This is a genomic window from Mycoplasma sp. P36-A1 (genome assembly GCF_049478495.1).
In the GTDB taxonomy this organism is placed as follows: Bacteria; Bacillota_I; Bacilli_A; order JAJDGJ01; family JAJDGJ01; genus P36-A1.
The window spans coordinates 408,933-429,336 of sequence record NZ_CP168083.1 but is presented as its reverse complement, the minus strand read 5'-3'; the positions used below and the strand labels follow the sequence as shown (position 1 = coordinate 429,336).

At 26.9% G+C, this 20,404-nt stretch carries 15 protein-coding genes, 3 tRNA genes and 1 riboswitch; of the genes, 5 read left to right on the top strand and 13 right to left on the bottom strand.

The genetic code is table 4. The annotated features are described in order from the left end of the window. Positions 1 to 10: 10 nt before the first annotated feature. Both ACD762_RS01845 and ACD762_RS01840 read right to left on the bottom strand, forming a co-directional pair. Complete coding sequence (locus ACD762_RS01845) at positions 11 to 2,095, bottom strand: ATP-binding cassette domain-containing protein (RefSeq protein ID WP_423364172.1); 2,085 nt, start codon at positions 2,093 to 2,095, stop codon at positions 11 to 13. 6 nt (positions 2,096 to 2,101) lie between these two features. After that, positions 2,102 to 2,365, bottom strand: a complete 264-nt coding sequence (locus tag ACD762_RS01840; RefSeq protein WP_423364171.1) for a chorismate mutase — start codon at positions 2,363 to 2,365, stop codon at positions 2,102 to 2,104. A 225-nt stretch (positions 2,366 to 2,590) separates the two neighbouring features. On the opposite strand from ACD762_RS01840, the gene ACD762_RS01835 reads away from it, so the two are divergent. Together ACD762_RS01835 and ACD762_RS01830 are read left to right on the top strand one after the other, a co-directional pair. Further along, positions 2,591 to 3,268 (top strand): response regulator transcription factor, encoded by a 678-nt coding sequence (locus tag ACD762_RS01835; RefSeq protein WP_423364170.1) that lies wholly within the window; start codon positions 2,591 to 2,593, stop codon positions 3,266 to 3,268. Continuing rightward, complete coding sequence (locus ACD762_RS01830; RefSeq protein ID WP_423364169.1) at positions 3,261 to 4,313, top strand: HAMP domain-containing sensor histidine kinase; 1,053 nt, start codon at positions 3,261 to 3,263, stop codon at positions 4,311 to 4,313. The genes ACD762_RS01835 and ACD762_RS01830 overlap by 8 nt, the downstream gene beginning before the upstream one ends. Before the next feature lie 178 nt (positions 4,314 to 4,491). On the opposite strand, the gene ACD762_RS01825 is transcribed toward ACD762_RS01830, so the two are convergent. Next, a complete protein-coding gene (locus ACD762_RS01825; protein WP_423364168.1) occupies positions 4,492 to 4,869 on the bottom strand; it encodes a helix-turn-helix domain-containing protein in 378 nt (125 codons plus the stop codon). A 309-nt stretch (positions 4,870 to 5,178) separates the two neighbouring features. Here ACD762_RS01825 and ACD762_RS01820 point away from each other — a divergent pair, with 309 nt between their 5' ends. Beyond that, positions 5,179 to 6,768 (top strand): IS1182 family transposase, encoded by a 1,590-nt coding sequence (locus ACD762_RS01820; protein WP_423363416.1) that lies wholly within the window; start codon positions 5,179 to 5,181, stop codon positions 6,766 to 6,768. A gap of 133 nt (positions 6,769 to 6,901) precedes the next feature. Here ACD762_RS01820 and thiI read toward each other — a convergent pair whose 3' ends face one another. The 3 genes from thiI to ACD762_RS01805 are packed head-to-tail and all read right to left on the bottom strand — an operon-like array spanning position 6,902 to position 10,998. After that, positions 6,902 to 8,101 (bottom strand): tRNA uracil 4-sulfurtransferase ThiI, encoded by a 1,200-nt coding sequence (thiI, locus tag ACD762_RS01815; RefSeq protein ID WP_423364167.1) that lies wholly within the window; start codon positions 8,099 to 8,101, stop codon positions 6,902 to 6,904. A 5-nt stretch (positions 8,102 to 8,106) separates the two neighbouring features. After that, entirely contained in the window at positions 8,107 to 9,237 is a 1,131-nt protein-coding gene (locus tag ACD762_RS01810) for a cysteine desulfurase family protein (protein ID WP_423364166.1), read from the bottom strand. Between the two features lie 33 nt (positions 9,238 to 9,270). Next, the gene (locus tag ACD762_RS01805; protein ID WP_423364165.1) at positions 9,271 to 10,998 is read right to left on the bottom strand and encodes a septation ring formation regulator EzrA; all 1,728 of its coding nucleotides are present in this window, start codon (positions 10,996 to 10,998) and stop codon (positions 9,271 to 9,273) included. A gap of 169 nt (positions 10,999 to 11,167) precedes the next feature. Here ACD762_RS01805 and ACD762_RS01800 point away from each other — a divergent pair, with 169 nt between their 5' ends. Further along, the gene (locus ACD762_RS01800) at positions 11,168 to 11,572 is read left to right on the top strand and encodes a thioredoxin family protein (RefSeq protein WP_423364164.1); all 405 of its coding nucleotides are present in this window, start codon (positions 11,168 to 11,170) and stop codon (positions 11,570 to 11,572) included. Between the two features lie 64 nt (positions 11,573 to 11,636). Here ACD762_RS01800 and ACD762_RS01795 read toward each other — a convergent pair whose 3' ends face one another. Both ACD762_RS01795 and ACD762_RS01790 read right to left on the bottom strand, forming a co-directional pair. Beyond that, the gene (locus ACD762_RS01795; protein WP_423364163.1) at positions 11,637 to 12,500 is read right to left on the bottom strand and encodes a hypothetical protein; all 864 of its coding nucleotides are present in this window, start codon (positions 12,498 to 12,500) and stop codon (positions 11,637 to 11,639) included. 60 nt (positions 12,501 to 12,560) lie between these two features. Next, positions 12,561 to 12,651, bottom strand: a riboswitch (THF riboswitch). Positions 12,652 to 12,836: 185 nt separating this feature from the next. After that, positions 12,837 to 14,009, bottom strand: coding sequence for a phosphopentomutase (locus ACD762_RS01790; protein ID WP_423364162.1), 1,173 nt, complete (start codon positions 14,007 to 14,009; stop codon positions 12,837 to 12,839). A gap of 120 nt (positions 14,010 to 14,129) precedes the next feature. Between ACD762_RS01790 and ACD762_RS01785 the strand changes: the two genes are divergently transcribed. Continuing rightward, entirely contained in the window at positions 14,130 to 15,287 is a 1,158-nt protein-coding gene (locus tag ACD762_RS01785) for a hypothetical protein (protein WP_423364161.1), read from the top strand. Positions 15,288 to 15,394: 107 nt separating this feature from the next. Here the strand turns inward: ACD762_RS01785 and ACD762_RS01780 are convergent. From ACD762_RS01780 to ACD762_RS01760, 5 genes are all read right to left on the bottom strand, one after another. Then, a tRNA-Glu gene (locus tag ACD762_RS01780) sits at positions 15,395 to 15,471 on the bottom strand. Positions 15,472 to 15,479: 8 nt separating this feature from the next. After that, positions 15,480 to 15,554 (bottom strand) — tRNA-Asn (locus ACD762_RS01775). A gap of 57 nt (positions 15,555 to 15,611) precedes the next feature. Then, positions 15,612 to 15,688 (bottom strand) — tRNA-Glu (locus ACD762_RS01770). Positions 15,689 to 16,391: 703 nt separating this feature from the next. Beyond that, positions 16,392 to 19,265 carry an excinuclease ABC subunit UvrA gene (uvrA, locus tag ACD762_RS01765; RefSeq protein ID WP_423364160.1) on the bottom strand — a complete coding sequence of 958 codons (2,874 nt, stop codon included), beginning with the start codon at positions 19,263 to 19,265 and terminating at the stop codon, positions 16,392 to 16,394. Between the two features lie 365 nt (positions 19,266 to 19,630). Continuing rightward, complete coding sequence (locus tag ACD762_RS01760; protein ID WP_423364159.1) at positions 19,631 to 20,380, bottom strand: MBL fold metallo-hydrolase; 750 nt, start codon at positions 20,378 to 20,380, stop codon at positions 19,631 to 19,633. Positions 20,381 to 20,404: the final 24 nt, after the last annotated feature.

The window sequence follows — 20,404 nt, the reverse complement described above, 5'->3', positions numbered from 1 at the left end:
TTGTTTCCCCCTATTCATCACGCAATGCATCTATTACTTGCATTTTAGTTGCTCTTCTTGCTGGTAAGTATCCTGCAATTGCAGCTACTATTACACTTATTAGGATTAATATTATTTGTGGTAATAGATAATAATCACTACCATTTATATTTAAAGTTAACGGTATTGATAGTAATCCTGTTGCATCAAATCCAGTAACAGCTGTTACTACTACTTCAGCTATTGGTGCTATAACAAATGATAATCCAACACCAATTAATCCAGCTAATAATCCTAACATAATAGCCTCTGATTCAAATACTCGAATTACATCTTTTTTACGAGCTCCTACAGCTTTCAATATTCCTATTTCAACTTTTCTTTCTAATACGCTTGAGAATTGAACTATCGCTATTAATATTGAAGATACAATTAATGCCACTACTAAAAATAGTATCATTACTAGTTGTGCCATAGAAATAATGGTGCTTAAAGCTTGATAGAATATTAAAGCAAATGAGTTCATACTTATTCCTACTCTATTTCCAATCATACTTGCCATTGGATTTGCACTTGCCACTTTACTTGTTTCTCCTGGATAGTTTTCTATTACCCATTGTTGTACTTCAGTTAACTCATGTGGGTTTTTAACAGTTATTTCAAACTCTGGATTCTTTTGACTAGTAGATGAATAAACTGTTTCAGTAGTCATTGGTATCTTAGTGTCTTTATAAAAATCTTTCATATCTTCATAGTTGTAATACAACATTGAAGTATCAACATCTATCTCATTTACAATTCCTGATACTTTGAATTTTTGACTACCGGCAAAACCAGATGATGATAAATCAAGTTCTACACTTTTTCCAATTGCTTCTTTTATATCAGTATCTTTTTTCTCACCTGTAGCTTTTAAGATTGCTCTTGCATATGCTTGATTTACTAATAATTGATTTTTACCTTCTTTTGGTAAATCTCCTGTTATAAACTCTTCTAAATACTCTTGATTATCTGGACTAGCTAAGGCATAAGCTGTTACATCCTCTGACTCATCATTTATCAACCAAGTACCTTGATCAGTTAGTTTTCTTCTAAGTTGTAAAATATCATCATTATCTGTAACAAATTCATAATCAGCTTTTTTACTTACTTTATTAAGTTGATTATCATCGCCTTTAGTTGTTATAGCAATAGTTGCTACATTAGAAGAACCAAACTTAACCATTTCATTATTGATAAAATTAGTTGTTCCATTTCCTAATCCCATTACTAATGAAATCCCAGCAATTCCAATCGATCCAGCAAATGCTGTTAAGATTATTCGACCTTTTTTCTTAACCATATTTCTAAATGACAATCTAATTGCTTCTTTAAATGGCATTGATTTATCTTTTTTAGATAATGAAGTATTCTTTATATTTTTTTCATTAGTTTTAAGCACTTCATCATTTATAATCTTTCCATCTGCTATTGAGACAACTCTTGTTGAATATTCATATGCAAGATTTCTATTATGAGTTACCATTATGACTAATTTATCTTTAGATATTTCACTTAGTAGATTCATAATTGATAAACCAGTTTTAGTATCTAATGCTCCTGTTGGTTCATCTGCTAAGATTATATCTGGATCATTAGCTAATGCTCTTGCAATAGCTACACGTTGCTTTTGTCCACCTGATAACATTGAAGGTAAATGGTCTACTCTTTCTTCAAGACCTACTTCTTTAAGTAACTCTAAAGCACGTTTTCTTCTTTCTGCTTTATTTATTCCTGTTAATGTCATAACAATTTCAACATTTTCAATAGCAGTTAAATGCTCTATTAAATTAAACTGTTGAAAAACAAAACCTACATTATTTTTTCTATAGAAATCCCAGTTTTTATCTTTAAATTTCTTAGTTGTTTTTCCTTCTATTAATAATTCTCCTGATGTTGGTCTATCTAGACCTGCTATTACATTTAGTAATGTTGATTTACCACCACCACTTGGTCCTAAAATCGAAACAAATTCTTGTCTATCAAAACCTAAATTAACATTGTCTAAAGCTTTTTGGATAGTACCATTTTTTTCACTACCATATACTTTAGTAATATTTTTTAATTCTAGTAACATAAAATATTACTCCTTTCGTTGTAAATCTTTAGACTCATTCATAATACTGATAAAGGTATTTTTAATTAATTGTGAATAAACTTTATTTTTAGTGTAATAATCCACTTTATTTAACACTTGTTGTTCTCTATTTTCATCTAATACTGCAATATTATTTTCTTTTTTATACTCTTTTACATTTAAAACTAAATTAAGTCTTTCTTCTAATAAACTAATGATTTTTTTATCTATTTCATCAATTTTATTTCGATAGGCATCTAATTCGTTCATTTTTATCCCCCTTTATAAATAACTAATTCATTTTACCATACACCTGTTAGGCTTATATGTGCTATTTGTGTAAATTATAAAAATAATAATTTTATATTTGCATACCTTATCACTCAACTAGTATATCAAGTTAATATCAACTTAAGATAAACTTTTTCAAAAAATTTATCTTGAGTTGATTAATATGGTTTATTATGTAATTATATTATTAGTGGAGGTATTTTTATGTTTAAAATTTTAGTTGTTGAAGATGACAAGAATACTCGTAAATTGATGTGTGCCGTTTTAAAAATGAATGGTTTTGATACTTATTATGCTGAAAATGGTATTGTTGCTTTGAATGTATTAGATAAAGAGCAGATAGATCTTATTGTTTTGGATATTATGATGCCTGTTTTAGATGGATATGAATTAACTAAATCTTTAAGAGATGTAAATATAAACATTCCTATTATTATGGTTAGTGCTAAATTTAATACAGAAGATAAAATTAAAGGATTCAATCTAGGTATTGATGATTATATGATTAAACCTATAGATGAACAAGAATTAGTTTTAAGGATTAAAGCTTTATTGAGAAGAGCTAAAATTGCTTTAGAAAAGAAAATTATTATTAATAATACGGTTGTTGATTATGATAGTATGTCTATTCATTTTAATAATCAAACTATCTATTTACCACAAAAGGAGTTTCAACTATTATTTAAGTTACTTAGTTATCCTGGTATTATTTTTACTAGAATTCAATTAATGGATGAAATATGGGGGTTAGATTCTAACACTAATGATCATACTGTTAATGTTCATATAAACAGATTAAGAGATAAATTAAATGATGTTGATGATTTCAAAATTATTACTGTTAGAGGTGTTGGATATAAGGTGGAGAAATATCATGAATAATTTTTTCAAGGATAAATTAACTTTACAAACTATTCCAATTGTTTTTGTTTTTTTAACTATGTTAACAGCCTGTACATTAACTATTTTGTTAATTGCAGTTTTAAGATTATCAAGTGTTTTTGTATATTTATATCGTTTAGGACCTACATTAGTCTTTTTTACTATGTTAATAGCTAGTACTATTATTGGAACTATTATTGCAGCTATTGCTAGTAAAAGGATTGTTAAACCTATTTCTGAAGTAATTGTAGCAACTAAAAAAGTTGCTAATGGCGATTTTAATGTTAGATTAAATACTGAAAGTATTAAGGAAATAAATGATTTAAATGATAGTTTTAATATTATGGTCAGTGAACTTGCTTTAACTCAAACTTTAAGGAATGATTTCATTAGTAATTTCTCTCATGAGTTTAAAACTCCTATTGTCTCAATAAGGGGATTTGCTAGACTACTACAAACTGCAGACTTAAGTGATGAAGAAAAGAGTGAATATATCCAAATTATTATTGATGAATCTAGTAGGCTTGCTAATCTTTCTAATAATATATTAGAATTGTCTAATTTAGAAAATACTAATATATTAACAAACAAGATTGAATATAGTTTAGATGAACAAATTAGAAGAGTTGTAGCTTTAACTGAACAAAGTTGGGCTAATAAAAATATTACTATTGTTTTAGATCTAGCTAATATTAATATTTTTAATGATGAGCAATTATTATATCAAGTTTGGCTAAATTTAATAGATAATGCTATTAAATTTTCTAAAGATGGTGGTACTATTGAAATTAGTCTAACTACTAATAATAAGGATATTATTTTTATTATTAAAGATTATGGCATAGGTATGGATATACATACTATTAATCATTTATTTGATAAATTTTATCAAGGTGATACTTCACATAGTGAACAAGGTAATGGATTAGGTCTATCTTTAGTAAAACAAATACTAATACTTTGTAATGGAAGTATTACAGTAAAGTCAGTTATAAAAGAATACAGTGAGTTTATTGTTACACTTAGTAATATTAAATCTAAATAAATAAAATCCAGTAAACAACTAAATGTGACTAATGGGTTATATTTATTAATGTCACATTAGCAAATATGACATTATATTTTAAAAAGCAAAAAATGATGTAGTTAAGACTAGCCATTTTTTGCTTTTTATTGTAAATATATTTTTTTAGATTATTATTTGAGTATTTTTATTACTACTACTAATTATAGTATTTTATTAAATAGAAGGCTTTTAACACTATTTGAATAAGTATTAAAAAGACAATTGTGTATTGAAACATCAAAAATAGTTTCTTACTTTTATTATATTCTTCTTCCTGACTAGATTTAATTAATTGCTTACTTTCATCATTTTCATGAGTGTATTGATATGCTTCTTTTATAAATTCATTTAAGTTAATTTTGAATAATAGTGATAACTCAATTAATCTTTCTAAATCTGGTGAAGAAATACCATTTTCCCATTTTGAGACTAATTGTCTAGATACTTTCAAATTAACAGCAATATCATTTTGTGACCAACCTCTATTTATTCTTTCTTGTTTTATCTTATTCCCTAAACTTTCGTAGTTCAACATTTTCATCACTCCTTATTTTGATTATATTTCTATTTAGTAAATTATTAAAGAGTTAAATAGTAGCATTGTGTATTGATTTGTAGCACTATGTTTTAATATACCAAAAGTTTACAAAGAGTAAATAATATGCTTTAATTTTTTTTATTAGTATCATCATAATCTATTTATTAGTATGCTTTCATTTAGGAATTTCCTTTTATAAATAAAAAAGGGGCTGTAATGCATTAGCATATATAGTTCTATACAATAAAAGGAAGAATGTTTACTCAATGTAGAGAAAACGTTCTTCCTTTTTAGTATAATTGATATATGAATACCGAATTACTCAATAACAATTATGCTTTTAATTATAAACCAGTTCAGCTTATTTTACCACTAGAAGTAGAAGTAATTTCACCAGCTGATGATGTAGTACATTCATTTGTAGAACTAATGAAAGGATTTAATTTATCAAAATACATAACTCGATCATACCATAGAGGTAATCAAGGGTATGATCCTACAATGATGTTACTAGTTATTTTATTTGCATATACTAACCAAATTTATTCTTTAAGAAAAATAGAACAAGCATGTAAAACAGACATACGATTTATGAGTCTTTGTAATATGAAGACTCCATCTCACAATGCTTTCGCAACATTTATAAATGAAAATTTAGTTGATAAAAATATAGAAAATATATTTTATGATATAAATAAATATATTATCTCTTGTGATGATTCAATTGATACTTCAAAACTTTATATAGATGGTACTAAATTTGAAGCCAATGCTAAAAAGACTAGTTTTGTATGGCGTAAAGCTGTTGAAAAATTTCAACAAAAACTATTTACTAATGTTTCAACTTTCATAGTAGAATATAATAAATGTTATGATCAATATTTTCCAGTTAAAAATAAATATAAATCAACATACTTAAAAACAATAGTAGAAGATATTGAAATAAATATAAAAAAACAAAAAATTGAGTTTGTTTATGGAAAAGGATCTAGAAAACACGATTTACAAAGAAAACATGAAAAAATAAATGATTATTATTCAAGATTAGCTAAATATGAAGAACATTTTAAAATATTTGAAAATAGAAACAGTTACTCTAAAACTGATCATGATGCCACTTTCATGCACATGAAATATGATTATTATAACAATACTGGAGTTTTTAAACCAGGGTATAATATCCAAGTAGGAGTTTCAAGTGAATATATAATGGTTGCAGATATATTTCAGTGTGCCAATGATTTGAGAACATTCATTCCATTAATGGATTTGTATAAATCTAAATATAAAAGTTATCCACAGTATCCAGTAGGTGATGCTGGATATGGTAGTTTTGAAAACTATAAATATTGTAAAGAACACAATATGGAATTAACTTTAAAATACCCATTATTCAATAAAGTTAATTTTGATAAAACTTTTGTTAAGAAGAAAAAATATCAAGCTATTAACTTTAAAACATCAGAAAATGGATTCAAAATTTGTCCTGAAAATCAAGAGTTTAATGTTTTAATAAGTGAAAATATAATAGATGTAAATGGCTACGGAAAAAAACAATATAAATATGAATGCACTAAATGTAATGACTGTCCAGTCAAATCAGAATGCACTAAAGCTGCAGGAAATAGAATGATAACAGTTACACCTGAGCTTGAAGAAATGTACAAAAAAGTAAATGAAAACCTTACAGGAGATTTTGGTAGTAACTTAAGAAAACAAAGAAGTATCCAAGCAGAAGGAACATTTGGAATAATTAAACAAGATTATCAATACACTAGAATACATAGAAAAAAGATAGAGAATGTCAAAACTGAGCTTTTACTAATATGTATAGGATATAACATAAAAAAATATCATAATAAAAAAAGCAGAATTAAGCTTAATTGATATATTTAAACTGAATATCGTGATAGGCTTTTTAATAATGCCTTTTTTTATGAAATATATTAATAACTGAACAAATTCTGTATTAAAACTAAAAAAGCTATAATGCATGATTATTAAATCAATGCATTACAGCCTCTAATTTCTAGAATAAATCTTCATCTACATTTAGTAATGTTGCAATAGTTTCTTGATTAATTATGATTCTTTCAGTGTTTTCTATTGTTTCTTTTAATAAAGGTTCAAAGTCAAATCTTTCTTCATTTTTAAGTGTTACTTCTAGTGATGGTTCAATAACTGGATTTGCAGGTAAGAATATTGTACAACAATCTTCATATGGTAGAATACTTGTTTCATATGTATCTATTCTTTTTGCTATGTCTATAATATCTTCTTTATCAAATGCAGCAAGAGGTCTTATTATAGGCATTGATGTAACATTGTTTATTACAAACATACTTTGTAATGTTTGTGATGCTACTTGGGCAATACTTTCTCCATTTATAAGTATCTTGCAATTATTTCTTCTTGCAATTTCTTCACTTATTCGATACATCATTCTTCTCATTATTGTCATTGAATAATTAATATCTACATGTTTATTTAATTCAAGTTGCATATTAGTAAATGGTACATTATGTAATATTACTTCTTCTGTATAATCTAAATACTTTGCAGATAGTTTTATGACTTTGCTCAGTGCTTTTTGAGATGTGTAAGGTGGTGATGCAAAGTGAATTGCATGTAATGATACTCCACGTTTCATTACCATGTATCCTGCAACTGGTGAGTCTATTCCACCTGAAAGCATTAACAATCCATTTCCACTAACACCTACAGGATAACCTTTAGCACCAGGTATTTTTTCAAAGAAGATATAAGCATAATCATATCTAATATCAATATTGATTCCTAGATCATAATTTCTTACGTCTACTTTCAAATCTGTTTCTTGTAGTACTTTAGTTGCGATACTTCGATTAATTTCATCTGATATCATTGGAAATTGTTTATTTCCTCTTTTAGTAATTACTTTAAATGTTTTATATTTGTTAAAATCTATTATTTCCATTACTGTTTTTTCAATTATCTCATAATTAGGTTTTACTTTTTTTGCTAAAGAAAAATTTGCAATTCCAAAAACATTTTTTAAATTTTTCATTATTTGATTAACATCATATTGATCAAATGTTATATACATTCTATCTCTTCTAGAATCTATTTTTATTTCTGGATATTGTTTTAGTCTCTTTTTTATATTATTTTCTAATTTATTTATAAAGAATCTTCTGTTTTTTCCTTTAGTATTTAATTCTCCATATCTAATTAAAATTACGTCTTGCATTTAGATTATCCTTTCGTTATTGAATCAAGGGTTGCAATTAGCTCTTTGTAAAATGTTTGGATATCTTCAATTGTTGTATATAATGAAAAGCTTACTCTAAAGGCACTTTCTTTTATGCTATCATCAACAGGTAATGATTCCATTACACGTGATCTTTTAGCATTTGATGAACAAGCACTCTTAGTTGATATATATATATCTTTGTGTTCTAAATCATTTAAAATTACTTCTGATTTATATTCTGGTATTGAGAAGTTTATTATATACATTGAAGTATTTTGTAAGTCTGAATTAATTACAATTCTTGAATCACTTTGTAATAGCTGAATCATTAAATCATATTTTGGTTTAATTGGACTACTTTCTTTTTTTTCTAAAAACAGTTTTAATGTTTTTGCTAATGCGATATTGAAATGGTAGTTAGCAGTTCCTGCTCTTAATCCCATTTCTTGTTCACCACCTGAAATCAATGGTAATATTGTTATGTTTTCTTTTTTATAGAACAAGGCTGATCCTTTTACTCCATTTATTTTATGGGCAGAAAATGATGCCATATCCATGTGCTTTAAATCTAATTCATATTTTCCAAAAGCTTGTACACAGTCCATATGAACTACGATGTTGCGATTTATCTTTTTTATTTGATCATAGATTTCTTCTACATAATTCATGGTTCCCATTTCTGAATTAACTTTCATTATGGTAATTAAAATTGTGTTATCTTTTATTGCTTCTAATATATCTGTATTAGAAATTCTTCCATGTTTGTTTGGTTTTAAATAAGTAACTTCAAATCCAAAGTTTCTTTCTAGTTGTTTACATGTTTCATACACTGAAGAATGTTCTGTTTCTGAAGTAATAATGTGTTTAGTACCTTTTCCATAAAACTTAAAGGCTATTCCTTTAATGGCTGTGTTGTTTCCTTCGCTTCCAGTACTTAGAAAGAATAATTCTTTTTTATTTACATTTAACATTTCTGCTAAAATTGCTCTTGATTTTTCTTGTAAATCTGAAATTTGAATTGCAGGCCAATATGGACTGTTTGCATTCATAAAATAGCTGCTTCTTAGTTTATTTATTGTCTCATGGACATCTTTGTTTAATTGTGTTGTTGCTGCATTGTCTAAATAGATCATTGTTTTTCCCTCCTAAAACAATATACCCCTATATTAAATAGGAGTACTTTCTAGTTGTTCCTTCTTATAACTAAGAAGTTCTTGTCTGATTCTTGGATAAATTGTTTCGATTGATTCGATTGCTGTTGTTAATGATTTAGTGTATTCTCCATTATTAAAGAATATTTCTGCTCTTCCTAACATTGAATCGATTTCTGGTCTACTTGATCGATAACGATTTCCAAAAACTATGGTGTTCTCTGCCATTTGTGCTGTTTTTAATAAGTTTCTTGAATTATCATATAATTTATATACTATCTCATGTTGTGCTGATACCTTTGAATTAATCTTGTTTATGTCTAATGGCTTTTGTCCTAACATTGCTAGTATATCTATTAAACCTTTTTTACATTGTTCGATTGTATCATAGTATGCATGTGATAATTTTGGTAAATTCATTTCTCTTAGTTTTGCTTCACAATCATTGATAATATAATGCATGTTATTATACTCATCATATTGTCTTTTTTCATCTGTTCTTAGTTTATCTATATGATTTATATATGCATCTACTGCAATGATTATTGCTGTAAATTTAGGATATAAATCTGCTGCTTTAGTTACTAAGTCTGATGCGATAAAGTTGTTTTTAACTTGTAGTGAAACTATTTCATTTTTTTCTGATATAAAATCTTTTAAAAGATTTGCTTCCATATCTAAGTTTGCAACTTCATTTTTAGTTAAAATATATTGTTCTTTTATTTCTTTAAGTTCATTGATTGCTTTATCCATTTTTTTAGATGCTTCTAATTCTGTTTCAACTAATTTATCAATCTTGTCTTTTAAAATAAGATTAGCTTGTACTTCTTCATTTAATTGAGAATCAATTAAATCTAATTCTTTATGTAATGAATGTGATGTGTCTTGAAGGTCTTTCAAAAAAACATCGTTATTATTTTCTAATACTTTTAGTAATTCTGTTCGAATCATTAAAATTCTTTTGGCAATATCTAAATGTGCTACATTGTATTTTTGTTTTACTACATCATTATAGTGTTTCTCAACTAATTCATATTTTTTTGGTAAATCTTTACTTAAATCTTCTAAGACAACTGGTAGATTATTTAGTATGTCTTTCATTTTAAGTAATTCTCCTTCAAGTGTTGCAGCTTTATTTCTTGCTTTATCAACTTGAGATTGATTTAATAAAATATCTATATTAGTAAATGAGTCTTCAATATTTACAAAGTAACGTTCAATTGCAATATTATAAGGCTTATAATTATCTATATTTGATTGATACATTTTCTTGTAGTTTCTAAATAACTCTTTTTGATTTGTAATTTCTTCTCTGTTTTTAACATCTATTTGTGTTGCTTGTGTTAACTCATTAAGTATTGCTTCATACTCAGTTTCATATGCTTTGATATTTGATTCTAAATCTCTTATTTTTTCACTTGCTTGATTATATTTTCGTGAATAGACTTGCTGTTCAATATCTATTAGCTCATTTTTTATCTTATTACTTTCTTCATTAGATAAGCGATTATAGCTTTCACTCCATCGGTTGTATTGTTCTTCAACTTCAGGTGTCTTTGGCATTAATGAAACTTTGTTCAATAAGTATTGTACTGGTAATGCTTTTAGTGTTGAAATTCTATCTTGTAATTCATCTAATTGTTTTAATCGATTTGATTTTTTGGTGGAATTTGTAACTAGTGCGATGATAATTGCTACTAATAAAATCCCCACGGCTATCATAATAATTAATTTTTTATCCACATTATCACCTCATCTCTTAATATTTTATCATATATAGCTAAATAAAAAAACTCATTAATAAAATAAAGTAATGCATTCTATCAAATACCACAGAAAAAATACAGAAGTTTGCTTTTAAAATTATTTGACATCTTTTTTACTTGTGATATTATAACACTGAGGTGATATAATGAAAAAACTATTAAGTTTGCTAACAGTATTCTTTTTAGCTATTGCTATTGTTGGATGTTCTAAATCTTCTGTTGAAGTTGTTGATCCTGCAAAAGTTACAGAGAAAATTGATGCAAAGGAATCTTTTATTTTAGTTGCTTCTTCAACAACTTGTGAATATTGTAAACAATATGAACCTATTGTTAAAGAATTTACTGATAAAAAAGAAAATGTTAATGTAGTTAAAGTTGAAATTGATCAAATTAGTGATCAATCTGAAAAGAGTAACTTTATTAATAAATTTGTGATTAGTGGTACTCCTACTACTATTATCATAAGTAAAGGTGAAGTTAAAATGACTAAAGCTGGTGTTCTTACTGAAGCTGAGCTTGAAGATTATACTTCACAATACATTACAGAATAATTAAAATAGTAAACAGGTATGCAAAGTGCATACCTGTTTTTTTGTGTGAATATTTTGATTATACTTATTTTTGTTTTGAATCTTTTAATAAATGTTTTTTGTATTGCATTGGCATATATTTTAATATTAAAAATATAAGTACAACATTTATTGGTAGTTGCAGTATAGTTTTGACTATTCTAGTTGATGCTGCAATATCAAACTGTACTCCATACATTATATTAATCCATAATGATGTTCCTATTATTGATGTAACTACATCACTTACTAATACAATTAAAGTTATATGTGATGTTGTTACATATAATTTATTATTTTTATTATTATACTTTTTAGCAAAATAGCTATTTACTATAATTACTACTACACTCATTACTACTAATAAGATGTATACTAAATTCTTTATTGAAGATGTTAGTTCATTTTTCACACCATCTATTGATAATGATGTCGTATTATTAATATATAAATACCCTAATAATAACATGATTGCTAAGAAGATATAAATAATCATATTTAATGTTTTTTGAGATGTATACTTAGTTTTTCTGATCATCACTGATGGAATGTACACCCCTAACATTGCTGATAAGGTAAATCCTAGAAATGGCATTGACATATCACCTGACAAAGGTGCTAATGCTATTCCTATCAAATCAATTATGAAACCTGCAATTAATGCAAGTTTTGGTGAAACTAATAAACCTATTGTTGTAGTAACACACATTGCAAGTGATATTACAAATAATGGCTGTCCTGGTGGTAGTTTAATTGATAGTGTTTTACTTAATATTGCAGTTAAAACACATAGTATTGCTACCATTGTCATTTCTTTGCTTGTAATTTTATTCTTGTCATATTTTAATGTAATGGCAAATAATAAAATAATAATTATCGCTACAATTGCTTGTGATGCGATTAATTCCATAAAAAAGCCTCCTAAAAATTCTAAATTTTAGAGACCACTTAACTTTTATTTAGTTAAAAATTTAGCGGATGCGGTATAATATTGCGTCTATGACTTCGTTTCTAACCAACTTCCCATGTTAGAACACTTAACATATATAACCTACTCTAATCAATTAGATTATAGTACACAAAATGTAAATAATCAATATATTTTAACTTACTTATATAAAATTTTTTATTTATTTTATAAATCTTGTCTATTTATAAAATAAATCTATATAGATGATTAATATCTTATTTAACAGATATATAATACAAAAAAAGCCAAAGAATATTTTTTTCTTTGGCTTTTTAATTAGTCTATATTTATTACTTCTCCTATTTTTGGTAATGCAACTTCAAAGTTTTCAGCAATAGTAGCACCAATTGATGCAAAGCTTTCTATCACTGGTAGCATTTTACCTTTTTGAAGTTTATTATAGTATGCTACAAATGGTGCATATTCTCTTGTGTGATCACTACCTCTAAAGTTTGGATCATTTCCATGATCTGCTGTTAGTATTAATAAATCATCATCTTTAAGATTAGTTAATACTTCATTTAGTTTCACATCAAATTCTTCTAATGCTGTTGCATAGCCTTTAGCATTACGTCTATGACCATAAACAGCATCGAAGTCTACTAGGTTTACAAAACATAAACCTTTAAAATCACGGTTTTTAACCATGGCTATTGTTTGGTCCATACCATCATCATTAGAGATTGTCTTATTTGATTCTGTTAGTCCTTTACCATCAAATATATCATATATTTTACCTATTGATATTGTTTCATAACCTGAGTTTTTTAAATTATCTAATACTGTATCTTTAGGTGGTTTTAATGCATAATCATGTCGATTAGGCGTTCTTTTAAAGTTGTTTGGTGTTCCTATGTATGGTCTTGCTATTACTCTTCCTAGCAACCATTCTGGCTTCATTGTAATAGCTCTAGCTATTTCACAACATCTATATAGCTCTTTTAAAGGAATTATATCTTCATGTGCTGCAATTTGTAAAACTGAATCAGCTGATGTATAAACTATTAACTCTTTTGTTTTCATTTGTCTAGGCCCTAATTCATCTAGTATTTCAGTACCACTTGCAGCTTTGTTACCAATAACTTTATAACCTGTTTTCTCTTCTAATTCATCTATTAGTTCTTTAGGAAAACCGTGTTCTGTAAATGTTACAAATGGTTCAACTGTTTTTATACCCATAAATTCCCAATGACCAGTCATTGTATCTTTTCCATTACTTTCTTCAGCTAGTTTAGCAACTACTGCTTTAGGATTATTTGTGTGATATTTATTTATTGAAGATAAATTAGTAAAACCTAATTTTTGTAAATTAGGAATATTTACTATATCTTTTGCTTTTAATATACTTTCTAATGTATTAGCACCTACATCGTTAAATTTTGCAGCATCTGGCATTGCTCCTACGCCTAATGAATCTAATACGATTAAAAATACTCTTTTAAATTTCATATTGATTACCTCCTGTGTCTAATGATTATATCATTTTTTATGTCTTTTTTGCTACTAAAACACAAATAGTTTGCTAATTGTTTATACATTAGATAAAATATGTTTTATAGGAGTGATAAAATGAAAACTGAAGTTTTGTATTACAATAATATTAATGAATACGAGTTTGATGCAACTGTCTTAGAATCAACTGAAAAAGATGGTCTTTTTTATTCTATTTTAGATAAAACTGCTTTTTACCCTGAAGGTGGCGGAATGTCTAATGATATTGGTACTATAAATGGAATACAAGTTGAACATGTAATGAAAAAAGATGATGAGATTTATCATGTTACATCGCAAAAACTAGAAGATGATGTACATGGAATTGTAGATATGCATAATAGAACTATCATGATTCAAGGACATGATTCTCAACATTTACTAACTGCATTGTTAGAACTTGATTATGGCTTTAATACCATATCTCATCATGTTCATGATAACTATTACGATATTGTTTTAGAAGGTGATAATTTAACACCACAGATTATTGAACAAATATCAGCTAAAGCAAATCAATTAATTATTGATGATGCAGTCATGGAAATCTTTTATATTGATAAAACTGAATTAGGTAAATATGGTCTAAAAGATAATCCTAAATATACTAATCCTGTTAGGATTACTAATATAGTTGCATTGAATGATTATAATGCTTGTGGATGCTTACACTTTGAAAGTCTCAAAAAAATACAGTCTTTAGTTATCTTAGATTATGAAAATACTAGTAAAGGTTATAAATTAACTTATACTTGTGGTTTAGCATTAGTTGATTATTTTAGTAAAATGAATGAAAATATGAAACAGGTATATGCTTTAACTAAATCTAATGAAGATAATTTAATTAAGAATATTAATACTATTTATGATAAAAATAAAGAACTAACTGATGAATATAATATTATGAAAACTAATTATTATGATCTTGCTATTGAAAAGTTATTAAAAGATAAAGATGAATTTGTAATTTTTGATTCTGTTAGTAATTCTAAAGACTTGAAGAATATTTCTGCAAAAATTGCTAAACAAGATTATAATGTATCTGCTTTGATTCAAGCCAAAAATCATGATAACTACCAATTTGTTCTAGTTAAAAGTTCTACAAGTGATTTAGATATTGTTAAAGTTTTTAATCAACTTAAAAATGACTTTGATATTAGAGGTGGTGGCAAAGGTCAAAGCATTAGTGGAAAAAGTGATATAGATGTTTCTAAGATAATCAAAAATTATTTATAATATAATTTAGACATGATACTAATTATCATGTTTTTTTTATTGTTAATTGAATATTAAAAAAATAATGAACATAAAAAAAACTAGCTCTAAGCTAGTACATTTTTTAATGGTGACCCGTACGGGATTCGAACCCGTGGATGCATGCGTGAAAGGCATGTGTGTTAAACCGCTTCACCAACGGGCCAATAAAAATGGCGCCTGAGGTAGGGATTGAACCTACGACCGATCGGTTAACAGCCGATTGCTCTACCGCTGAGCTACTCAGGCGTTGATAGAATGATTATACTATATTTATTTGTTTTTAGCAATTATAGAAATTTTTAATGGTGACCCGTACGGGATTCGAACCCGTGGATGCATGCGTGAAAGGCATGTGTGTTAAACCGCTTCACCAACGGGCCACTAATGATTTTCTATTGCTTGTTTATCCCTTGTTTCAGGACTGTTATATAATAACATTTATATTTTTAATGTGCAATACTTTTTCGACAAATTTTTACAAAAGTTTCATATTTTAGCTATTATTTATTTTAAGCAACTATTATATATATATATTCTATATTTTTAATCATATTTATATACCAATTATCTATAATTATTATAATTTATGTCTATTTTAAATATATATTATTTTTTTATACATTTGTAGACTAAAATAATGTATAATGTGACTAGGAGTACACAAATTTAGTAAAAAGATGCTTTATTATCGTTTTATGATATAATTTTCATTTGTTAGTTTGGCGTCTTGCTATGAAAAAACATAAAAATATAATTTTAAATCTGAGTTTTTAAGACAATCAATATCATTGTAAATAAGCAATCTATCTAACTTTTCATTATAAATAAAAACTTCTTTTATTATCTTGTATTATTCTATCTGTTAATAAAACAGGTATACACATCTTAAATAGTATTGTATTAGGGCACAATACTATTTATTTTCAAACAATGATAAGCATATTTGGTAATTATGCACTGCTTGTAGTTTAGACATTCTAAATTTGTCTCCTTTTATTTTTACTTTACATTGACTACTACAGTCAATTATAAAAGCTTCTATTAACATTTTTTGTTTATAGAAGCTTTTTTGTTTTTATTTTATTATTCTATTCTATTATTTAGTTTGTCATCTTCTATAATTGGTTTCAAAAATTGTCCAGTATAACTTTCTTTAACTTTTATTACTTGTTCTGGAGTTCCTTTTGCAACAATACTACCACCTTTTTTACCACCTTCAGGACCTAGATCAATAATGTAATCAGCTACTTTTATAACATCTAAATTATGTTCAATTATTATAACTGTATCACCATTATCTACTATTTTTTGTAGTACTTTTATTAATCTTGATACATCATCAATATGTAATCCTGTTGTTGGTTCATCTAAAATATATACTGTTTTACCTGTAGCTCTTTTTTGAAGTTCAGTAGCTAGTTTAATTCTTTGTGCTTCTCCACCTGATAAAGTTGTTGCACTTTGACCTAGTTTTATATATCCTAATCCCACTTCTTGTAGGGTATCTAATTTACGTTTTATTTTAGGAATACTTGTAAAAAAGTCACAAGCTTCATCTACTGTCATGGCTAGTACATCTGCAATGTTTTTATCTTTAAATGTAACTTGAAGGGTTTCATCATTATAACGTTTTCCACCACATTCTTCACATACTACATAAACATCTGGTAAAAAGTGCATTGCTATTTTAATTACTCCATCTCCTTGACAGGCTTCACAACGTCCACCTTTAGTATTAAAACTAAAACGACCTTTTTGATAACCTCTAGCTTTTGCTTCTTTTGATAGTGCATATAAATCTCTTATGTCATCAAATACGCTTGTATATGTAGCTGGGTTTGATCTTGGTGTTCTACCAATTGGATCTTGAGATATTTCTATTACTTTATCGATATTTTCTAATCCTTTTATTTCTTTATGTAATCCTGGCTTTTGCTTATTTTTATATAGTTTATTAGCAATTGATTTATATAATATCTCATTTACTAAAGTTGATTTACCACCACCAGAGACTCCTGTTACTATTGTCATGGCTCCAAGTGGAAATTTAGCATTTATATTCTTTAAATTATTTTCTTTTGCACCTCTTACTTCTAAGAAGTTACCATTACCTTTTTTTCTTGTTTTAGGTAAAGGAATATATTTTTCTTTTGATAGGTATTGACCTGTAATACTATTTTTGTTGGCAACTATTTCATCATATGTTCCTGCAGCAACAATTTCTCCACCATGTTCTCCTGCTCCTGGACCAATATCAATTATATAATCTGCTTCTTTCATTGTATCTTCATCATGTTCAACAACTATCATAGTATTTCCTAATTGTTGCATCCCTCTTAATGTTGCAATTAGTTTTTCATTATCTCTTTGATGAAGTCCTATACTAGGTTCATCTAAAACATATAAAACACCTGTTAGAGCTGATCCTATTTGTGTAGCTAGTCTAATTCTTTGAGCTTCTCCACCACTTAACGTTCCTGCAGTTCGAGCTAAGTTTAAGTATTCTAAACCAACATTCATCAAAAATGTTAAACGGCTGTTTAGTTCTTTTAGGACTAGTTTTGATATTTCTACTTCATTTTTATTTAAATGATTTGCTAAATCTTTTACAAACTCTAAAGCTTCATCTACTGGCATTAAAGTAAATTCATAAATATTTTTTCCGCCTACTTCTACACTTAAAGCTTCTTTTGATAATCTTGATCCATTACATTCAGGACAAACTGCTTCTGCCATAAATCCACTATACCAAGCTTTTGATCCTTCGCTTTCAGTTGTTGCATATCGTCTTTCAATTAATGTTTTTACACCTTCTATATATTCTACTCTATTATAGGTACCACTTGAAGAATACAAAGTATATGTAATTGGTTTATCACTACCATTTAGAATAATATTCATTTCTTTTTTACTCATTTTATTTAACGGTTTATCCAAATCTATTTTGTAAGCGTTACATAGGGCTTTAAATTTTTGTGTATCTAAATTATCTTTGTGAATAATATTACGATAGTATTTAATTCCACCTTTATTTATTGATTTTTCTGGTTCATCTATTATTAAATCAATATCTGCTTCAAAAACAACACCTAATCCTTTACATGTATGACATGCTCCTAGTGGACTGTTAAATGAAAATAGTCTTGGTTCTAAATTGGGAATTGAAAAACCACAAATAGTGCAAGCAAAGTTTTCTGAGTATTGTAATCTGTTTAAAGGGTTTCCTTCTTCATCATTTCCACGTTCAATTTGAACTACACCTTTGCTTAATTTTAAAGCTATTTCTATTGAATCATATAGTCTTTCTGAACTGTCTTCTTTTAAAACTATTCGGTCTACTACAACCTCAATATTATGTTTTTTATTTTTATCTAATTCTTGCACATCTTCTAATAGCATTGATTCACCATCAATAAAAGCTCTTACAAAACCATCACTCATTAGTTTAGCAATCAGATCTTTATGAGTACCTTTTTGATAGCTAGCTACTGGAGCTAGTAGTTGTAATTTACTTTTAAGTGGTACTTCTTCATATAGTTTAGTAATCATTTGTTTAATTGTCATTGCTGAAATTTCATGATGATGAATAGGACAATATACATGGCCTATTCTAGCATACAATAATCTTAAGTAATCATATATTTCGGTTACAGTTCCAATTGTAGAACGTGGGTTATTATGTGTTGTTTTTTGTTCTATTGAAATTGCTGGTGATAAACCTTCTATTAAATCTACATCTGGCTTTTCACTATTTCCTAAAAATTGTCTTGCATATGCACTAAGACTATCCATATATCTTCTTTGTCCTTCTGCATATATTGTATCAAAAGCTAAAGAACTTTTACCACTACCACTTAAACCTGTCATAACAACTAGTTTTGATCTTGGTATTTCAACATCTATATTTTTAAGGTTGTTTACTCTTGCACCTTTTACAATTATTTTATCATTTTTCATATAATATATTTCAGCTCCTTTTTATCATATATTTCTACTGCATTTTAGGTTTTAAGACAAAAAAAACTGACAGAAAACCTAATCTCTTGTCTAATATATTATACGTTATCGTTGTATAAAATGATACAAAGAACATACTTTATATACTTAAATGATTTATATGTGTCTATTGATAAATAAAAAAAAGTGAACTATCTTTAAGATAACTCACTTTGGTTGAATCAGTACATATATTTTTTCGGGAGAATATTAGATAACTGATTCTATTGAACAAATGAAATAATAAATCGCGAAATGCTTCTTATCACCTTCGCAACTTAATTATAACAGTTATAATTACATAACACAAGTGTTTTTTATAATTATTATAAATTATTTTTTGCTTCTTTTTTTAACAGCTCTTTTATTGTTTGTTTTACATCTTGATTATATTCTCCACCATGATATGCAATTATTTTATCAAAGTTATAATTAAGTAATTTTTTTGTGCTTTTAATTACATCTTCATAATTTAAGGAGAAATCTCTACGTGCAAGTAGCAATTGTTTTTTTTCAACTGTAAACATATCACCTGCAATAAGTGTTTTCAATTCATTGACTAACACACATAAATGCCCTGGCATGTGGCCTGGTGTTAAAATAATAGTTAAACCGTTTGCAAAGTCGATTACTTGATTATCTTCGACTACTTTATCTACTTCTACTGTTGGTATGCTACTTATCATTGAGATTTGTTCATCAATACCAATTTTTTTTAATGGATCAGTGTAATCAATTCTATTATATAGTGGTTTTATTCTAAGATTTTCTTTACTACCATCTAAGTAAGGTTTTTCTATTTTACTTGAATATATTTCTATACTTGGATTTAATTTTTTTAAATATGCTAGATTTGCGATATGATCATGATCTTGATGTGTGACAATAATTCCCTTTAAATTATTTATTAATAGTTTATTGTTATCTAATTGTTCTATTAAACTATCATAACTACCTACAAATCCGCTATCTACTAACATGAATTCATCATTATCATTTACTATTGCTACTACATTTACTTTTAAACCGAATTTAAATACTTGTTCGCTTAATACTAGATTAATTAATTTGCTCATGTGTTATAATCCCTCTTTCTTTCT